Origin of the sequence: Vogesella sp., assembly GCF_046297735.1 — a bacterium.
In the GTDB taxonomy this organism is placed as follows: domain Bacteria; phylum Pseudomonadota; class Gammaproteobacteria; order Burkholderiales; family Chromobacteriaceae; genus Vogesella; species Vogesella urethralis.
Window position 1 is genome coordinate 24,182 of record NZ_JBKBHK010000008.1, and the last position, 18,209, is coordinate 42,390.

Sequence of the window (18,209 nt, forward strand, 5' to 3'; positions counted from 1 at the left end):
GGCTGTGTGCCGCATGACGGGCAACAGTCCGGGCTAGGCGTGTGCAGTGCAGCATCAGGCCAGGTAACGCGCCTGCAAGTGGGCGCGGAAGTGCGCCGGGTCAAGGCTGCTGCCGGTGGCGCGCTGTACCAGATCCGGCGTGGACCACAGGCTAGCCTGCTGCCAGATATTGGCCTGCAGCCAGTCGAATACCGGTGCCAGGTCGCCAGCGGCAATGCGGCTGTCCAGGTCGGGGTAGTGCTGGCGGATGACGGCAAAGTACTGCGCGGCGTACATGGCACCCAGCGTGTAGCTGGGGAAGTAGCCAAAGCTGCCGTCGGTCCAGTGGATGTCTTGCAGGCAGCCGTCACGGTAGTTGCCGCGGGTGTCGACGCCCAGGTAGGCCATCATCTTCTCGTCCCACAGCGCCGGGATGTCTTCGGCTTCGATGTCGCCTTCGATCAGCGCACGCTCGATCTCGAAGCGCAGGATCACGTGTGCCGGGTAGGTCAGCTCGTCGGCGTCCACGCGGATATAGCCGGGGCGGACGCGGCTGTACAACAGGGCCAGGTTGGCCGCATCGAAGGCAGGCTGCTCGCCCAGGTGTTTTTTCACCAGCGGGGCAATCAGTTGCAGAAAGGCCGGGTTGCGGCCCAGCTGCATCTCGAACGACAGGCTCTGGCTTTCGTGAATGCCCATCGAGCGCGCCTGCCCCACTGGCAGGTGCACCAGCTGGCGCGGCAGGTTCTGCTCGTAACGGGCGTGGCCGGTTTCGTGCACGATGCCCATCAGGCTCTGCACGAAGTCGTCTTCACGGTAGCGGGTGGTGATGCGCACGTCTTCGGCCACACCACCGCAGAACGGGTGCACCGACACGTCCAGGCGGCCGGCGTCGAAGTCGAAGCCCAGCAGGCCCATCACTTCCACGCCCAGTGCGCGCTGCGCCGCCACCGGGAACGGGCCTTGCGCCGCCAGCGTGCTTTCGCCGGCCTGTTTGGCCATCACGTCGCGGATCAGGCCCGGCAGCCAGCTTTTCACGTCGTCGAAAATACGCTGTACCTCGGCGCTGTTCATGCCCGGCTCGTACAGGTCCATCAGCGCGTCGTAGCGCGATACGCCGGTAGCGTCGGACAGGTATTGCGCCTCTTGGCGCGACAGTTTCACCACCTCGCGGAAGTTCTGCAGAAAGCCTTGCCAGTCGTTGGCCTTGCGCTGGCTGCGCCACGCGTGTTCGCAGCGGCTGCCAGCCAGGCTCTTGGCTTCTACCAGGCTGGCGGGCAGCAGGTTGGCTTGCTGCCAGGCGCGGCGCATCTCGCGCAGGCTGGCTTGTTGTACATCGTCCAGCGTCTCGCCGGCCGCTGCATCGAACAGCGGCTTCAGCGCTGGGTCGGTCAGCGTGTGGTGCATCAGCACTTGCAGCTCGGCCATGGCAGCGGCGCGGGCGTCGTTGCCTTTGGCAGGCATCATCGCCGCCTGGTCCCAGCCGGCGATGGCGGCCAGATGCTGGTAACGGTACAGGCGGGTAAAGGCGGTTTCCAGTTGCGGGTAAGCAGTCAGGGGCATGGTTGGGCGTACCGGGCTAAACGCTGCCGGCCGGCGCCCGACGGGTGGTGGCGGGCAAAAACGGGCGCAGCAGCGCGGGGGTCGGACAAGCCGGCAGCCAGGGCGCCGGCAGGAACACTACGTTGGCCGCGATGATGCCGTGCCGCAGCCGGCTCGGCAATTGGCCGTCAGGACGGGGTGGCGGCACGTACCCCGGCACCGGGAAACGACAGCCAGTAGTAAAAGAACTCGCGGGCGATAGCGACAAAGCTGTCGCGCGCCTGGCTGTCGGCCAGGTGCAACAGCATGGCGTCGATGGCGGTGCGGAAGCTGTCCGGGTGATGCGGATGGCCGTGCAGCAGGTACAGCAAGGGGCGGATCAACGCGCCGCGCTCGGCCAGCAGCGCCTCGTCGCCGCCCTGCTCGTACAGCTGGCCGAGGTAGATGTCCAGCGACGGCGGGTAGTCGGCAAAGCCTTCGTCCTGCATGCGCTGTTGCAGTTGGTGCAGGTCGGCCAACACCGGTACGCGCACGTGATGGGTGGAAAAACCGTCGCGGGCGTGCAGTGCGGCCAACCTTTTGACGTCGTCCAGCCAGAAATAGTAGTACTCGCGTGCGGCCAGCATGGCACCGGCGCGGTCTACCGGCGCGCACAGCGACAGCAGCGCGTCCACCGCCGGGCGGTACATCGCCGCGCCACCGCGCTGGCTGCGCAGGATCTGGTTCAGCCTGGCCAGCACGCGGCGGCGAAAGTCGATCACCGCCGCCGCGGCCCCCTTGTTTTGCAGCAGGCTCAGGTACGCGTCCAGCGCGTCGTCCATCTTGTCTCGGGCCATGCTTGCTCCTACTACAACGCTTCCGGGTTGACCACACCGGCACGGCGGGCGGCGGCCACAATGGCCGCCCATTCATTATCGGACATCTCGATGCCCCTGCTGCGGGCTTCTGCCTCGCGGCGGCGCTCCGGCTCGCCGGCCAGTTGCAACGGCGGCTGCCCGGCCGGCGGCGGCGAGCTGCGGATGTACGCCGCCATCGCATCGTACTCCTGTCGCAGCCAGTCGGTATCGGCCACCGCAGCCGGGTCGATGATGACGGCGGTCAGGTTATTGACGATGCCGCCTGCACGCGGGTTGCCCGGCTGCAGCGTACCGCCGCCAGACAGCAAACCGGCCAGCAACTCGATAGCCGCCACCAGGCCGCCGCCCTTGTGCGCGGCGATCGGGCGCAGCGCACCGGTCGGCGCTTCGTGCATGGCAGCCGGGTCGGCCGTGGGTTGGCCGGCGGCGTCCAGCATCACCGGCTCGTCGAAATGCTGGCCGGCCAGGTAGGCCACCCGCGTCTTGCCGTACGCCACCATGCTGGTGGCGAAATCCAGCACAAACGCCGGTTCCGACGCGCCGGCCGGAAACGCCACGCACAGCGGGTTGGTGCCAAAGCGCGCCGCCGAGCCGCCAAACGGCGCCACCAGCGGCTGCGGGAAGTCGGTGACGTTGACGAAGAACAACCCCACCTTGCCGGCGGCGGCCACTTGCTCGCCGTAGCTGCCGATGCGGCCCATGTGGTGGCTGTTGCGCACCGTCAGCAGCACGATGCCGGTATCGGCGACACGGTCGATGGCGGCATCCACCGCCTCGCGCACCACGCGCTGGCCGTAGCCGCGCTCGCCGTCAAACTGCAGGATGGCACCGCTGTCATTCAGCAGCCAGGCCGGCTCGTTCGGTTGCAGCGTACCGGCCTGCACGCTGTCCACGTAAAACGGCAGCATACCCACGCCGTGGCTGGGGTGGCCCTTCAGGTTGGCCGCCACCAGGTGCTGCGCTACCACGTCGGCTTCGTCATCGGTAGAACCCAGTGCCAGCATGGTGGCGTGGGCAAGGCGGTACAGCGTGGCGTCGGTCAACAGCATGTTGGCAGGCTTTCCAGGGTTACAGGTAACGGGGTTGCAGGGTCAGGCGCAGGTCGGGGCCGACCATGCGGCTATCGGTGATCTGCAGCGGCAGCTTGTCGTCCAGCGACTGCAACGCCGGCCAGGCAAACAGGCCACGGGCGGCGTCGCCGGCCAGGTACGGCGCCAGGTACAGCACGATCTCGTCTACCAGCCCGGCTTGCACCAGCGCGCCGTTCAGGCCGGCGCCGGCTTCCACCATCAGTTCGTTGACGCCGTCGGCGGCCAGGCTGGCCAGCAGTGCCGCCAGGTCGACACGGCCTTGCGGGGTAGCCAGCACGCGCAGCTGCACACCACGCGCCAGATAGGGTGCGTGCCGCGCCGGGTCGGCGATGGTGGTGACCAGCAGCGTGGGGGCAGCGGTAGTGTCATAGATGCGGGCGGTGGGCGGCGTCGCCAGCGCGCTATCCACCACCACGCGCAGCGGCGGGCGCGGCACCGCCACGTCGCGCACGGTAAGCTGCGGGTCGTCGGCCAGCACGGTACCGCTGCCGGTGAGGATGGCACAGTTGGCCGCACGCAGCTGCTGCACGTCGCGACGGGCGTCGGGGCCGGTAATCCACTGGCTGACACCGTTCTGCAGCGCGGTCTTGCCGTCCAGCGTGGCGGCGGCTTTTAGCGTCAGCCACGGCCGCTGCCGCGTCACCCGCGACAGGAAACCGCGGTGCACGCGCTCGGCCTCGGCCTGCAGGCAGCCGGCCACTGCCGGTATGCCGGCGGCGTTCAGCAGGGCAATGCCGCGCCCCGCTACCTCGTGGTAAGGGTCCACCATGGCAGCCACCACGCGCGCCACGCCTTCCTTGATCAGCCGCTCGGCGCACGGCGGGGTGCGGCCGTGATGGCTGCACGGCTCCAGCGTCACGTAGGCGGTGGCGCCGGCCGGCGTCAGGCCACGGGCGTAGCAGTCCTTGATGGCCTGGATTTCGGCGTGGTCGCTGCCCACTTTCAGTGTGGCACCGGCACCGATCACCTGGCCATCGCGCACCAGCACGCAGCCGACGCCGGGGTTGGGCGCGGCGCGGCGGGTGGCGGCAGCGGCCAAGCGCAGCGCCTGCTGCATGAAAGCGTGATCGTCGCCGTTCAGCACCAGGCTCATGCGTCGGCCTCGGTGGCTTGCGGCTGCCAGTCGGCGGCCAACAGGCTGTAGATGCGGGCGTCCCAGAAGCGCTCACGGATGCGCAGGTAGCCGCGCAGCACGCCCTCCTGGCGGAAGCCGCTGCGTTCCGCCACCGCGCAGCTGCGCAGGTTGGCCGCCGCGCTGATGATGTCGATGCGGTTCAGGCCCAGCTCGGCAAACGCGGTGTGCAGCATCTGGCCCAGTGCTTGCGGCAGGTAGCCGCGGCCAACGTAGGCGTCGGCCAGCCAGTAACCGATGGACGCATGACGGTTCAAGCCGCTGATGGCGTGCAGGTCACACACGCCGGCGGGCTGGCCGTCGGCCAGGATCAGCCAGGTCAGCGCCGTGCCGCTGGCACGGTCGGCCAGCGTGCGCTGGATGAAGGCCAGCGAATCGGCCGCGCTGCGGGTGTTATCCACCCACGGCAGCCATTGCGACAGTGTGTCGCGGCTGCCGTCTACCAGGGCAAACAGGGTCTCGGCATCGTCCACTTGCAGCGGGCGTAACTGGATACGGGCAGTCATGATGCGGCTCCATGCAGGAAAGTCATGACCACAGACTAAGGTTGGCCGCCCGCCAGCGTCAAGGCTGAGCCGGCTGGCGCGCTGCCCATTCGATAGCCAGCAGGCTGTAACAGGCAGCGTCGTGCGCTTGGCCCTGCAGCCACAAGTGCTGGCGCAATACGCCTTCAAAACGGAAGCCGGCGCGCTCGGCCACCGCCGGCTTGGTAGCCGCAAACAGCTGCAACGAGATGCTAGCGCTACCAGCAAGAGAGCAGGGTCGGCAAAAGAAAACGGCAGGCGCCAGGCCTGCCGTGACAGGCAGGGCTTAACCCTGATTCTGGATTTGCTCGATGGCGTCGGTAAACTCGGAAATATCCTGGAAGCTCTTGTACACCGAGGCAAAGCGCACGTAAGCCACCTTGTCCAGCTTGGCCAGTTCGTTCATTACCATCTCGCCGATGTAGCGGCTGGACACCTCGCGCTCGCCCAGCTGCAGCAGGCGCTGGCTGATGCGGTTGATGGCGTCGTCTACCAACGGGGTAGACACCGGGCGCTTGTGCAGCGCGCGCAGGAAACTGGTACGCACCTTTTCCACGTCGAACTCGGTACGGTGGCCGCCGGTTTTCACCACTTGCGGCATGCGGACTTCGGCGGTTTCAAAGGTTGTAAAGCGCTTGTCACAGCTGGTGCAGCGGCGGCGGCGGCGGATGCTGTTGCCTTCCTCGCTGACACGGGAATCCACCACCTGGGTATCGGCGCAGCCGCAGAACGGGCATTTCATGGCTTTACGATCCTCAGTGTTTCAATAGCCGGATGTTATCAGCTATCGCTGCCTGGCAACAGCAATGCGCATTTTTTGGGCAGGACAGTGTCGTTATCCGGCGCAGCGGCCTCCGCGTCGCGCGCGTCGGCGGCCGCCAGCATGGCCAGCAAATGCTCGGGAAATACCGGCTGCGGCGGGCTGGCCAGCTGCGCGGCGTCAAACCAGCGGCCTTCGCCCATGCTGGCACGCTCCTGTGCGCTCCAGCCATCCTGGCGCAAGGCGATGCGGCCAACCCGTACGTGAAAGTAATGTTCGTCGGCCCAGACCTCGCTGCCGTCCGGCAGCCGCATGGCAAACTGGCGCCGCGCCAGCGCTTCGCCAGGGTCGGCCAGCGGGTAGCCGGTTTCCTCCAGGCATTCGCGGCAGGCGGCCCCGGCCAGGCTTTCGCCGTCCTGCACCCCACCGCCCGGGGTGAACCAGTAAGCAATACGGCCGCCCAGAGCGGGCGGCCGGTACGAAAACAGCAGTACCCGCCCGTCGGGGTCGCGCAGCAGCAAACGCGCGGCTACGCGAACCAGCAAGGCGGCGTGGCGGCTCATCGGCTCATCAGCCAGTCCACGTAGCGGTCGACGCCCTGCTCTACCGTCAGCATCGGCTCGCTGTAGCCGGCGGCGCGCAGCTTGCCGATATCGGCCTGGGTGAAGCTCTGGTATTTGCCTTTCAGCGCGTCCGGGAAGTCGATGTATTCCAGGATGCCCTGCTCTACCAGTTCAGGCAGCGTCAGCGCCGGCTTGCCTTCGTGGCGGCGGCAGGCGTTGACGGTGGCCACCGCCACGTCGTTGAACGGCTGGGCGCGACCGGAACCGAGGTTGAAGATGCCGCTCTTGTCCGGGTTGTCCAGGAAGTACAGGTTGACCTTTACCACGTCTTCCACCGACACGAAGTCGCGGCTCTGGGTGCCGTCGGCGTAGCCGTCGTGGCCGCCGAACAGCTTCACCTTGCCGGTTTCGCGGTACTGGTTGAAGTTGTGGAACGCCACCGAGGCCATGCGGCCCTTGTGCTGCTCTTGCGGGCCGTACACGTTGAAGTAGCGGAAGCCGGCCACTTGCGCGGTGAGGCCTTCGGCCATGCGACGGCGCAGGATCTGGTCGAACAGGAACTTGGAGTAGCCGTACACGTTGAGCGGGCCTTCGTACTGGCGGTCTTCCTTGAAGGTGGTGCCCTTGCCGTAGGTGGCGGCGCTACTGGCGTACAGGAAAGGGATTTCCTCGGCCTGGCAGAATTCGAACAGCTCCAGCGTGTACTGGTAGTTGTTCTCCATCATGTACTTGCCGTCGTGGTTCATGGTGTCGGAGCAGGCACCCTGATGCAGGATGGCGCTGATTTCGCCATCGAAATCGCCGCTGCCGATCAGGCTGATGAAGTCCTGTTTGTCCAAGTAGTCGCTGATCTCGCAGCCCACCAGGTTGACGAACTTGTCGCCCTTGCTGAGGTTGTCCACTGCCAGGATGTCGGTTTCGCCACGCGCATTCAGCGCCTTGACGATGTTGGAGCCGATGAAGCCGGCGGCGCCGGTTACCACGATAGTCATAGTCTGTCCTTTTATGCGTTCAGAACGCGCTGCCGGGCTGGGTCAGGAACTGCAGCTCGTCGGCGGTAGAGGCTCGGCCCAGCGCCGCATTGCGGTGCGGAAAACGGCCGAAGCGGGCGACGATCTCGCGATGCCGCCGGGCAAAATCGATCACATTGTCGCGCCCCGGGCTGCCGTGCGGCAGGCTCTCGAAGCGGCGTACGGCTTCGTCCTGGTCGGCCAGCTGCTCGCTGTGCTCCAGCGGCAGGTAGACAAACCAGCGCGCCACCGGCGGCAGGCGGATATCCAGCCGTGCCGCCAGCGCGGCGTGACAAGCCGCCAGCGCCTGCGCGTCGGTGGCAAAGGCTTGCGCCTCGCCGCGGTACAGGTTGCGCGGAAACTGGTCGGCCACGATCAGCCAGGCCAGCACCTGGCGCGCGTCGCTGGCGTCGGGCTGCAGCGTACCGGCGGCCAACTCGGCCAGCAGCGGCGCAAAGCGCTCGCGGATGATGCCGTCGAACACCGGGTCTTTCTTGAACCAGGCGTCGCGCGGCGCCGACAGCAGCTCGTCGCTGCTGCCGCCGAACCAGAATTGCAGAACCTGCTCGTACCAGGGCATGGCGCGCTCCTTTGGCGGGCTTGCGTTTACAGGGCAAACAACTCTTGCTGATGGCACACGGCGGTACCCAGCTTGGCCACCACAATGCCGGCGGCCGCGTTGGCCAGCCGCATCGCCAGCGGCAGTTCCAGGCCGGCAGCCAGCATCAGGCCCAGGGTGCCGATCACGGTATCGCCGGCGCCGGAGACATCGTAAACCTCTTGCGCGCGGGTCGGCTCGTGCACGGCACCGGCGTCGCGGTACAGCGTCATGCCTTCCTCGCTGCGCGTTACCAGCAGTGCGTCCAGCTGCAGCTGGGTACGCAGCGCCTGCGCCTTGGCGGCCAGCTGCTCGTCGCTCTGCCAGCTGCCGGCCACCTGCTTGAATTCGCTGCGGTTGGGCGTCAGCAGCGTGGCGCCGGCGTACTTGCTGTAATCGTCGCCTTTCGGGTCGATCAGCACCGGTTTGCCGGCGGCGCGCGCCAGTTCGATCATGCGGCTGACGTGGGTCAGACCGCCCTTGCCGTAGTCGGACAAAATCACCACGTCGTGGTCGGCCACGATGGCGGCGTATTCGTCCAGCTTGTCGCTCAGGATCTCGTGGCTGGGCGCGTCTTCGAAATCGAGGCGGATCAACTGCTGCTGGCGCGCCACCACGCGCAGCTTGATGGTGGTGGCAATGCCGGGGTCGCGCTTGAACGACGGGGTAATGCCGTCGCTTTCCATCAGCCGCGTCAGCGCGGTAGCGGCTTCGTCGTCGCCCACCACCGACAGGATGGTGGCCTTGCCACCCAGGCTGGCGATATTGCGTGCCACGTTGGCCGCACCGCCGGCGCGTTCTTCCATGCGGGCGATCTTGGCCACCGGCACCGGCGCTTCCGGCGAGATGCGCGACACATCGCCAAACCAGTAGCGGTCCAGCATCACGTCGCCCACCACCAGCACGCGGCTATTGGCCAGGCGGGCTTGCAGTTGTGCCGGGGTCTGGCCCAGCTGTTGCAACAGGCTCATGTGCGCTCCCCTCAGCCCAGCGTGGCCTGGTAGGCCTGGATGTCGGCGTTGATCTTGTTCAGCACCGCCAGCGGGTCGTCGGCGCGGGTAATCGGGCGGCCGATCACCAGGTAGTCGGAGCCGGCTTGCAGTGCGGACACCGGCGTCATCACGCGGCGCTGGTCGTCGGCGGCGCTGTCGGCCAGGCGGATACCCGGCGTCACCAGTTTGAACTCGCGGCCCAGCTCGGCCTTCAGCACGCCGGCTTCCTGTGCCGAGCACACCACGCCGTCCAGGCCGCTGTCTTTGGTGAGGCGCGCCAGGCGCAGCACGTGTTCTTGCGGCGGCACGGTAATGCCGATTTCCATCAGGTCGGCGCCGTCCATGCTGGTGAGCACGGTGACGGCGATAAGCAGCGGGCGCTGGCTGTACTGCGCCAGCGCCTCGGCCGAGGCTTCCATCATGCGGCGGCCGCCACTGGCGTGCACGTTCACCATCCAGACGCCGGCTTCGGCGGCCATCTTGCAGGCGTGCGCCACGGTATTGGGGATGTCGTGGAACTTGAGGTCCAGGAACACCTGGAAGCCGCGTGCGGCCAACTGCTCCAGCAGTTGCGGGCCGGCGGCGGTGAACAGCTCCTTGCCTACCTTCAGGCGGCACTGCGAGGGGTCGAGACGGGAAGCAAACGCCAGGGCGGCATCGGCGGTGGGGAAATCCAGCGCCACCAGTACCGGCGAGTTAACGTTGGCCGCAAAGCCGTGTGCCATCAACGGATTCATGTTTTCCTGTCTTTCTTGTCGCGTATTCGGTTCAGTGGTTTTCCGAGCGGTTGGGCGTAAAGCTTTCCCACTCGCTGCAGGCGGGGCAATGCCAGAAGAAGGCCCGCGAGCGAAAGTTGCAGCGCTTGCAACGGTGTACGGTCAGGCGCTGCGCATGTTTCATGATCAGCGCACGCGCCACCTCGGCGTCGAGGCGGCCTTCGGTGCTGAGCTCGTCCATCTGCGATTCCACCAGGCGGTAAACGCCCAGCAGGCTGGGGCGGGCGTGGACCGCCTCACGAGCGGCCTCCAGCGCGCGCGCCTCGCCTTCGTAGGTGGCCACTTTCTGGTACAGGAGGTCGGTCAGCTCCAGCTGCGAGAACGTGCGCTGGTAGCCGCGCAGCAGCGCGATGCCTTCCTGCGGCTTGCCCAGCGCTTCGTAGGCGTCGAACAGGCGCTCGGCCACCATGGCCAGGTATTCGAAGTTCTGCTTTTCGATGGCTTGCCACGCGGCGATGGCCGCGTCGTGATTGCCCAGCGCCGTTTCGATATCGCCCAGCAGGATGCTGGCGCGCACGCATTTGCGGTTGGCCGCAAACGCCTGCTTTACCGCCTCGCGGGCCTTGTCGTAATCGGACTGGTACAGCGCGCCCTGGGCCAGCTCGCAGTAAAACTGCGCCACTTCGTGCTGGAAACTGTGCGCATCGCTGCGCAGCTCCAGCGCGGTGGCGATGGCTTTTTCCCAGTCGCGGTCTTGCTGGTAGATGGACAGCAGCTGTTCGCGCGCGGCACGGCCCATGGTCTGGCTATCGAGCAGCTTGACCAGGATTTCCTCGGCGCGATCCACCAGGCCGGCTTTCTGGAAATCCTGCGACAGCTCGTAGCGCACCAGCGCCTTCTGTTCGCGGCTAAGGTCCGGCAGCTCCATCACTTGCTGGTGCAGGCGAATGGCGCGGTCGTTCTCGCCACGCTTGCGGTACAGCTTGCCCAGGCTAAGCTGTACTTCCAGCGAGTGCGGGTGGGCGCGCGCCACTTCCGACAGCGAACGGGCGGCGACGTCGGTCTGCTCGTCCACCAGCGCGTCCAGCCCCTTGTAAAACGCGGCAGGCACTTCGCGTGCCTGCTTCAGTACGGCACGCATGTCTACGCGTGCGGCCAGCCAGCCCAGGCCAAAGAAGGCCGGGAACAGCAACAGCCACCACAAATCGATATCCAAGATTCAACCTCGAGACAAATACGGGATGCTCAGTCGGCCAGCGCGTCGCTGGGGTCGACGACAACCTTGCTGGCACTCTGGCGCGAGCGCAGCTCTTTCTTGAGCTGGGACAGCTCGCGGCGTACGCGCAGCGAATAGGTGAAGGTGGCCACCAGGCCGATCAGGGCGCCAGCAGCAAAGAAGATCAGCAACAGCAGGATCAGCGGTGCCTGCCAGCTTTGGCCGAAGAACAGCTTGAATTCCACCACGGCGCTGTTCTGCACCGTGACGGCAATGAGCAAAACGAGCAGCAGGAGCTCGATCAAGCGGAACAGGTAACGCATCGGTACGCTTTCGCTGGGTCACAATGCTGCAAGTTTAAACGAAAGCGCAGCCCCCCCCAAGCGACGGGGGGATAAAAAAAAGCGCCGCAGGCAGGCTGCGGCGCTTTGAAGGCGGCGAAATGGCTTAATCGCTGGAATTGGTCAGGTCGACCCGTTCGCGAAGCTCTTTGCCGGCCTTGAAGTGAGGCACGTATTTCTCAGGAACGACAACGCTGGAGCCAGACTTGGGATTGCGGCCCATCCGCGGCGGGCGGTAGTTCAGATCGAAGCTACCGAAACCGCGGATTTCGATCCGCTGCCCTTTTGCCAAGCTGCTGGCCATTGCATCCAGAATGGTTTTAACAGCCAGCTCAGCATCTTTGGCGACCAACTGAGGATAACGCTCGGCAAGCCTCGCAATAAGCTCAGATTTGGTCATGTCCATCACTTATTCGTTGCCGCCGGACAGTTTAGCTTTCAGCAGCGCGCCCAGGCTGGTGGTACCAGCGGACACGTTGGCATCGCCAGCGCTGATAGCGGACATTGCGGCTTTCTCTTCCTGTACGTCCTTGGCCTTGATGGACAGGCTGATGGAGCGGGCTTTGCGATCAACAGCGATGATCACGGCTTCCACTTCTTCGCCATCCTTCAGTACCGAGCGAGCGTCTTCAACGCGGTCGCGGGACAGTTCGGAAGCACGCAGGTAGCCTTCAACGTCGGCGTCCAGGGCTACAACAGCGCCCTTGGCGTCAACAGACTTAACGGTACCTTTAACCAGGGCGCCTTTGTCGTTCATGGCAACGTAGTTGTTGAACGGATCACCTTCCAGTTGCTTGATGCCCAGGGAGATGCGTTCTTTTTCCACGTCGATGGACAGAACAACGGCTTCAACCTCGTCACCCTTCTTGAACTTGCGTACGGCTTCTTCGCCAGCTTCGTTCCAGGACAGGTCGGACAGGTGTACCAGGCCATCGATGCCGCCCGGCAGACCAACGAACACGCCGAAATCGGTGATCGACTTGATCGCGCCTTTCAGTTTGTCGCCTTTCTTGAAGTTGTCAGCGAACTCGTTCCACGGGTTAGCCTGGCACTGTTTCATGCCCAGGCTGATACGACGACGGTCTTCGTCGATTTCCAGGATCATCACTTCAACTTCGTCGCCAACCTGAACTACCTTGGACGGGTGTACGTTCTTGTTGGTCCAGTCCATTTCGGACACGTGTACCAGGCCTTCGATGCCTTGTTCGATTTCAACGAACGCGCCGTAGTCGGTCAGGTTGGTTACCTTGCCGAACAGACGGGTACCGGACGGGTAACGACGGGACAGGCCCACCCACGGATCTTCGCCCAGTTGCTTCAGACCCAGGGATACGCGGTTCTTCTCTTGGTCGAACTTCAGTACCTTGGCTTCCACTTCGTCGCCCACGGCCAGAACTTCGGACGGGTGCTTCACGCGGCGCCATGCCAGGTCGGTGATGTGCAGCAGGCCATCGATACCGCCCAGGTCAACGAACGCACCGTAGTCGGTGATGTTCTTGACGATACCTTTGATGATGGCACCTTCACGCAGGGTTTCCAGCAGCGCTTTGCGCTCTTCGCCCAGGGTTTCTTCCAGCACGGCACGGCGGGAAACAACCACGTTGTTGCGCTTGCGGTCCAGCTTGATAACCTTGAACTCGACTTCTTTGCCTTCGTACGGGGTGGTGTCTTTCACCGGACGTACGTCAACCAGGGAACCCGGCAGGAAAGCGCGGATGCCGTTAACCATAACGGTCAGGCCACCTTTGACTTTGCCGCTGATAACGCCGGACAGGATCTTGCCAGCTTCCAGAGCCTCTTCCAGGTCAACCCATGCAGCCAGACGCTTGGCTTTTTCACGGGAGAGCTTGGTTTCGCCAAAGCCGTTTTCCAGGGAGTCGATCGCAACAGTAACGAAATCGCCGATGGCAACTTCAACTTGGCCGTTGTCGTTCTTGAACTCTTCAACCGGGATCAGGGATTCAGACTTCAGGCCGGCGTTAACGGTCACGAAGTTGGAATCGATGCCAACGACTTCAGCGGTGATTACTTCACCAGCACGCATTTCTTGCAGAGCCAGGCTCTCTTCGAACAGGGCGGCGAAGCTATCCATAACGAGGGTAGTCATCAGATGTAACTCTCAGGCATGCCTTGCGTCACGCGGGGTTAGGTTTTTCATACGCCGTCAGCGCAAGGTATGACAGACGGCGGCTTACAAAAAATTAATGGCCGGTGCCACGGGTCTTGTCGAACCACGACAGTACCTGCGCCACCGCTTGTTCGATGGTCAGGTCCGAGGTGTCCAGCAAGTGGGCATCCGGCTCTTGTCTTAGCGGGGCAACCGCCCGTGCCGCGTCGCGCGCGTCACGATCGGAAATGTCCTGCTGAATCTGAACGAGATTAGCAGATTCCCCTTTTGCGATCAACTGCTTATAGCGGCGTTCTGCGCGCACGGCAGCAGAAGCCGTCAGGAACACCTTCAGTTCGGCGCGCGGAAACACCACCGACCCCATGTCGCGGCCATCGGCTACCAGGCCGGGCGGCACCAGGAAATCGCGCTGGCGGGCCAGCAGCGCGGCGCGTACCGCCGGCAGCGCGGCGACTTTGGACGCCCCCATGCCGATATCTTCGGCGCGGATGGCGGCGCTGACGTCCGCCTCGCCCAGCCAGGTCTTGCCGTCGTGGAACGACGCCGGCAACTGCGCAGCCAAGCGGGCCACGCCCTGTTCGTCTTCCCAGCTGACGCCTTCGCGCAGCGCGTACAGCGCCGTCAGGCGGTACAGCGCGCCGGAATCCAGATAATGCAGGCCAAGCTGCTGTGCCACCAGGGCAGCCACCGTGCCCTTGCCAGAGGCGGAAGGGCCGTCGATGGTAATGACGGGTTTGAGCGTAGGCATGGCAAAAACCTTGAAGCAAAACGACAGATTGTAACGCAAGCAGTACAAAAAGAGGCGTTTGCGTGGCGGTGCACAATACGGGTACAGTCGTTGCCGAGATCATCCGACGGGGCGCGAGCCCCGCAGCAAAACAGACCAGAACACCATGGAACAACTACACTTGCAGCCCATCGGGCGCCTGGCTGGCAGCATCAAGCTGCCCGGCTCCAAGAGCATTTCCAACCGTACCCTGCTGCTGGCCGCGCTGGCCGACGGCAGCACCCTGGTGCGCGACCTGCTGGATTCCGACGACATCCGCCGCATGCTGGAAGCACTGGCCACCCTGGGCGTGCGCGTCGAGCAACAAGGCGACAGCCGCGACTTCCTGGTGCACGGCACCGGCGGCGCGTTCAGCGTGAAAGACGCCGACCTGTTCCTGGGTAATGCCGGCACCGCCTTCCGCCCGCTCACTGCCGCGCTGGCGCTGATGCAGGGCCGCTACCACCTGCATGGCGTACCGCGCATGCACGAACGCCCGATCGGCGACCTGGTGGACGCGCTGCGCGTGGCCGGTGCCGATATCGACTACCTGGGCAACGACGGCTACCCGCCGCTGCAGATCAAGCCGGCCAGCCTGAACGCCGGCCAGGTCATTCCGGTAAAAGGCAATGTCTCCAGCCAGTTCCTCACTGCGCTGCTGATGGCACTGCCGCTCACCGGTGAAGACGTCACCATCGAGGTGGTGGGCGAGCTGATCTCCAAACCGTATATCGAGATCACGCTGAACCTGATGGCGCGCTTCGGCGTGCAGGTTGCGCGTGACGGCTGGCAGCGCTTTACCATCGCGCGCGGCCAACGTTACACCAGCCCCGGCGACATTCACGTGGAAGGCGACGCCTCCAGCGCGTCCTACTTCCTGGCAGCCGGCGCACTGGCTGGTGGCCCGGTGCGGGTGGAGGGGGTTGGCCGCAGCAGCATCCAGGGCGACGTGAAGTTTGCCGACGCGCTGGCGCTGATGGGGGCAGAAATCACCCTGGGCGATAACTGGATCGAGGCCCGCGCCCCGGCCGGCGGCCTGCAGGCCATCGACGTGGACCTCAACCACATTCCGGATGCGGCGATGACCATTGCCGTGGCCGCGCTGGCCGCCAACGGCACCACCACCATCCGCAACGTGGAAAGCTGGCGCGTGAAGGAAACCGACCGCCTGGCGGCGATGGCCACCGAGCTGCGCAAAGTGGGCGCCAGCGTGGTGGAAACGCAGGACAGCATCAGCGTGACGCCGCCGGCGCAGCTGACTGCCAACGCCGAAATCGACACCTACGACGACCACCGCATGGCGATGTGCTTCTCGCTGGTGGCGCTGCTGGGCACTCCGGTGGTGATCAACGACCCGAAATGCGTGGCCAAGACCTTCCCCGATTATTTCGAGGTACTGGGCAAGTTGGCCGCAGGCTGAGGCCTGCTAACACTACTTTCATGAAGAAACTCGGGCCCGAGGAGTCTTGCCATACCACGCGGCGTGCAAGGTACCGGGAAGTCCCCGGCGCAAAGCCGACAACGCCGCAATAGGCAGCGCGTGAGGCCCGTCAACAACACCCCCTGTCCGGTTTAACGGCAGGGGGTGTTGCATTTAGCGGTACCGATGCTCCCGACATGCCTTACCAGCCCAGATCCCCTATGCCGGTGCTTCCCCCAAGCGCATTCAGTTAACACTTGCCACCATAAAAACCTGCATTACCACACTCGCCTGCAAGGTATTTCCACCACTCAAGCCAGGCAAAAATCATCAAGCAAGCTACTGAATAAAAAGACTTTTTGCACTGCAAAATCAGCTTGGCTGATTTGAAGGATTCAAAAATGCGATTGGGAAGTGTCGCGATAAAGCGCGTATAGAGTAGCGTCTGTAACCGTTTGTAAGCTTTTATCGCTACCACACCCTAGAAGGATTTGTCGCCATGTCCGGAATCGAATCGGTACTGAAAGAAACGCGTAGCTTTCCCCCGGCAGCCAGCTTTGTCGAACACGCTACTGTCCCTGGCCGCGAAGCCTACAACGTACTGTGCGATAAAGCTGTCAACGACTACGAAGGCTTTTGGGGCGAACTGGCGCGTGAGTTGCTGCACTGGCAAAAACCGTTCAGCCGCGTGCTGGACAACAGCCAGGCTCCGTTCTTTCGCTGGTTTGACGATGGCGAACTGAACGCCTCTTACAATTGCATCGACCGCCACCTGCCACACAAGGCAGCCAAGACCGCCATTATCTTCGAGGCCGACGATGGCCAGGTGGAACACATCAGTTACCAGCAGCTACACGACCGCGTAGCACGCTTTGCCAACGGCTTGCTGAGCCTGGGCATCGCAAAAGGCGACCGCGTAGTGATCTACATGCCGATGGTGCCGGATGCGGTGGTAGCGATGCAGGCTTGCGCCCGCATTGGTGCCATTCATTCGGTGGTGTTTGGCGGCTTTTCCGCCGGCGCGGTGCGCGACCGCATTCAGGATGCCGGCGCCAAGGCAGTCATTACGGCCAACGAGGGGGTACGCGGTGGCAAGAGCGTGGCGCTAAAAGCGACGGTGGACGACGCATTGGCCGACGCTGCCTGCCCCAGCGTTCAGCACGTGATCGTACTGCAACGCACGGCAGCCCAGCCGGCATGGCACGCAGGGCGCGACCTGTGGTGGCACGAACTGGTACGAGGCCAGCCCGATACCTGCCCCCCCCAAGCCATGAATGCCGAGGACCCACTGTTCATCCTCTACACCTCGGGCTCTACCGGCAAACCTAAAGGCATCCAGCACAGTACCGCCGGCTACCTGCTAGGTGCGCTCAACAGCTACCGCTGGATTTTCGACGCCAAAGAAGACGACGTGTTCTGGTGCACCGCTGACGTAGGCTGGATTACCGGCCACAGCTACGTCGCCTACGGCCCGCTGGCGTTTGGCGCCACGCAGATCATCTTCGAAGGCGTACCCACCTACCCGGATGCCGGCCGCTTCTGGCAGATGATAGAACGCCACAAGGTCAGCATTTTCTACACCGCCCCTACTGCCATCCGCTCGCTGATCAAGCTGGGTGCGACGCTGCCGCAGCAATATGACCTGTCCAGCCTGCGGCTGTTGGGCTCGGTGGGCGAACCGATCAACCCAGAGGCATGGATGTGGTACTACGAAGTGGTGGGCGGTAGCCGCTGCCCTATCGTGGACACCTGGTGGCAAACCGAAACCGGCAGCCACATGATCGCACCGATGCCGGGTAGTGTGGATGTCAAGCCAGGCTCGTGCACGCTGCCGCTGCCCGGCATTCTGGCGGACATCGTTGACGAGGCGGGTGCACCGGTAGAACCGGGCAAGGGCGGCTTTCTGGTGATCAAAAAACCGTTCCCATCGCTGGTACGCACCATCTGGAATGACCCGGACCGCTTCAAGAAAACCTACTTCCCCGACGAGTTTAACGGCGAATACTACCTGGCAGGCGATTCGGCCAACCGCGACGAAGACGGCTACTTCTGGATTCTGGGCCGCGTGGACGACGTGCTGAACGTATCCGGACACCGCTTGGGCACCATGGAAATCGAATCGTCACTGGTAGCCAACCCGCTGGTAGCCGAAGCCGCGGTGGTGGGCAAACCACACGACATCAAGGGCGAGGCGGTAGTGGCCTTTGTGGTGCTGAAGGATGCGCGGCCAGAGGGGGAAGAAGCCCGCCGTATCGCCGCCGAGCTGAAAAACTGGGTCGCCCACGAAATCGGCAAGATTGCGCAGCCGGATGAGATTCGTTTTGGCGACAACCTGCCCAAAACCCGCTCCGGCAAGATCATGCGCCGCCTGCTACGCGCCATCGCCAAGGGCGAGGCCATCACGCAGGACGTCTCGACGCTGGAGAACCCGCAGATTCTGGATCAGCTGCAACAAGCGCAGTGATGGTCAGCCCCAGCAGGGGCTGGCACAAGGTTGGCCGCAAGGCCTGTTTTCAACCACGTATCAGGAAACAACGGTATCGCACGAGCATCAACCATCAGAGGAGAGTAACG

At 64.1% G+C, this 18,209-nt stretch carries 19 protein-coding genes; 2 read left to right on the forward strand and 17 right to left on the reverse strand.

The annotated features are described in order from the left end of the window. Positions 1–54 precede the first annotated feature (54 nt). The 17 genes from ACK4FZ_RS11220 to cmk all read right to left on the reverse strand — a co-directional run bounded on the left by ACK4FZ_RS11220 (position 55) and on the right by cmk (position 14,197). Positions 55–1,542: a carboxypeptidase M32 gene (locus ACK4FZ_RS11220; RefSeq protein ID WP_409820883.1), complete on the reverse strand. Its 1,488-nt coding sequence runs from the start codon at positions 1,540–1,542 to the stop codon at positions 55–57. A gap of 167 nt (positions 1,543–1,709) precedes the next feature. Further along, positions 1,710–2,357 carry a hypothetical protein gene (locus tag ACK4FZ_RS11225; RefSeq protein ID WP_409820885.1) on the reverse strand — a complete coding sequence of 216 codons (648 nt, stop codon included), beginning with the start codon at positions 2,355–2,357 and terminating at the stop codon, positions 1,710–1,712. Between the two features lie 11 nt (positions 2,358–2,368). Next, positions 2,369–3,427 (reverse strand): malate/lactate/ureidoglycolate dehydrogenase, encoded by a 1,059-nt coding sequence (locus ACK4FZ_RS11230; RefSeq protein WP_409820888.1) that lies wholly within the window; start codon positions 3,425–3,427, stop codon positions 2,369–2,371. Between the two features lie 19 nt (positions 3,428–3,446). Next, positions 3,447–4,562: a bifunctional diaminohydroxyphosphoribosylaminopyrimidine deaminase/5-amino-6-(5-phosphoribosylamino)uracil reductase RibD gene (ribD, locus tag ACK4FZ_RS11235; protein WP_409820890.1), complete on the reverse strand. Its 1,116-nt coding sequence runs from the start codon at positions 4,560–4,562 to the stop codon at positions 3,447–3,449. Beyond that, a complete protein-coding gene (locus ACK4FZ_RS11240) occupies positions 4,559–5,107 on the reverse strand; it encodes a GNAT family N-acetyltransferase (protein ID WP_409820893.1) in 549 nt (182 codons plus the stop codon). Before ACK4FZ_RS11240 ends, ribD begins: the two co-directional genes overlap by 4 nt. A gap of 58 nt (positions 5,108–5,165) precedes the next feature. Further along, positions 5,166–5,330 (reverse strand): GNAT family N-acetyltransferase, encoded by a 165-nt coding sequence (locus ACK4FZ_RS11245; protein WP_409820895.1) that lies wholly within the window; start codon positions 5,328–5,330, stop codon positions 5,166–5,168. Between the two features lie 81 nt (positions 5,331–5,411). Continuing rightward, positions 5,412–5,867, reverse strand: coding sequence for a transcriptional regulator NrdR (gene nrdR, locus ACK4FZ_RS11250; protein ID WP_144371144.1), 456 nt, complete (start codon positions 5,865–5,867; stop codon positions 5,412–5,414). 38 nt (positions 5,868–5,905) lie between these two features. Next, a complete protein-coding gene (locus ACK4FZ_RS11255; RefSeq protein WP_409820897.1) occupies positions 5,906–6,448 on the reverse strand; it encodes an NUDIX hydrolase in 543 nt (180 codons plus the stop codon). Continuing rightward, positions 6,445–7,440: an ADP-glyceromanno-heptose 6-epimerase gene (gene rfaD, locus ACK4FZ_RS11260; protein ID WP_409820899.1), complete on the reverse strand. Its 996-nt coding sequence runs from the start codon at positions 7,438–7,440 to the stop codon at positions 6,445–6,447. The genes ACK4FZ_RS11255 and rfaD overlap by 4 nt, the downstream gene beginning before the upstream one ends. A gap of 19 nt (positions 7,441–7,459) precedes the next feature. Then, positions 7,460–8,038 (reverse strand): DUF924 family protein, encoded by a 579-nt coding sequence (locus tag ACK4FZ_RS11265; RefSeq protein WP_144371147.1) that lies wholly within the window; start codon positions 8,036–8,038, stop codon positions 7,460–7,462. Positions 8,039–8,064: 26 nt separating this feature from the next. Next, entirely contained in the window at positions 8,065–9,027 is a 963-nt protein-coding gene (gene rfaE1, locus ACK4FZ_RS11270; protein WP_144371148.1) for a D-glycero-beta-D-manno-heptose-7-phosphate kinase, read from the reverse strand. 11 nt (positions 9,028–9,038) lie between these two features. Beyond that, complete coding sequence (gene pyrF / locus ACK4FZ_RS11275) at positions 9,039–9,785, reverse strand: orotidine-5'-phosphate decarboxylase (protein ID WP_409820902.1); 747 nt, start codon at positions 9,783–9,785, stop codon at positions 9,039–9,041. Between the two features lie 31 nt (positions 9,786–9,816). Next, complete coding sequence (gene lapB, locus ACK4FZ_RS11280; protein WP_409820904.1) at positions 9,817–10,980, reverse strand: lipopolysaccharide assembly protein LapB; 1,164 nt, start codon at positions 10,978–10,980, stop codon at positions 9,817–9,819. 29 nt (positions 10,981–11,009) lie between these two features. Next, the gene (locus tag ACK4FZ_RS11285) at positions 11,010–11,303 is read right to left on the reverse strand and encodes a lipopolysaccharide assembly protein LapA domain-containing protein (protein WP_144371151.1); all 294 of its coding nucleotides are present in this window, start codon (positions 11,301–11,303) and stop codon (positions 11,010–11,012) included. A gap of 124 nt (positions 11,304–11,427) precedes the next feature. After that, the gene (locus ACK4FZ_RS11290) at positions 11,428–11,721 is read right to left on the reverse strand and encodes an integration host factor subunit beta (protein WP_144371285.1); all 294 of its coding nucleotides are present in this window, start codon (positions 11,719–11,721) and stop codon (positions 11,428–11,430) included. A 9-nt stretch (positions 11,722–11,730) separates the two neighbouring features. Then, positions 11,731–13,413 carry a 30S ribosomal protein S1 gene (rpsA, locus tag ACK4FZ_RS11295; RefSeq protein ID WP_144371286.1) on the reverse strand — a complete coding sequence of 561 codons (1,683 nt, stop codon included), beginning with the start codon at positions 13,411–13,413 and terminating at the stop codon, positions 11,731–11,733. Positions 13,414–13,522: 109 nt separating this feature from the next. Then, positions 13,523–14,197 (reverse strand): (d)CMP kinase, encoded by a 675-nt coding sequence (cmk, locus tag ACK4FZ_RS11300; protein ID WP_144371152.1) that lies wholly within the window; start codon positions 14,195–14,197, stop codon positions 13,523–13,525. A gap of 145 nt (positions 14,198–14,342) precedes the next feature. Between cmk and aroA the strand changes: the two genes are divergently transcribed. Both aroA and acs read left to right on the forward strand, forming a co-directional pair. Continuing rightward, positions 14,343–15,635, forward strand: a complete 1,293-nt coding sequence (gene aroA, locus ACK4FZ_RS11305; RefSeq protein WP_409820906.1) for a 3-phosphoshikimate 1-carboxyvinyltransferase — start codon at positions 14,343–14,345, stop codon at positions 15,633–15,635. Between the two features lie 499 nt (positions 15,636–16,134). Then, on the forward strand, positions 16,135–18,099 hold the full coding sequence (gene acs / locus ACK4FZ_RS11310) for an acetate--CoA ligase (protein ID WP_409820908.1): 1,965 nt from the start codon (positions 16,135–16,137) through the stop codon (positions 18,097–18,099). Positions 18,100–18,209: the final 110 nt, after the last annotated feature.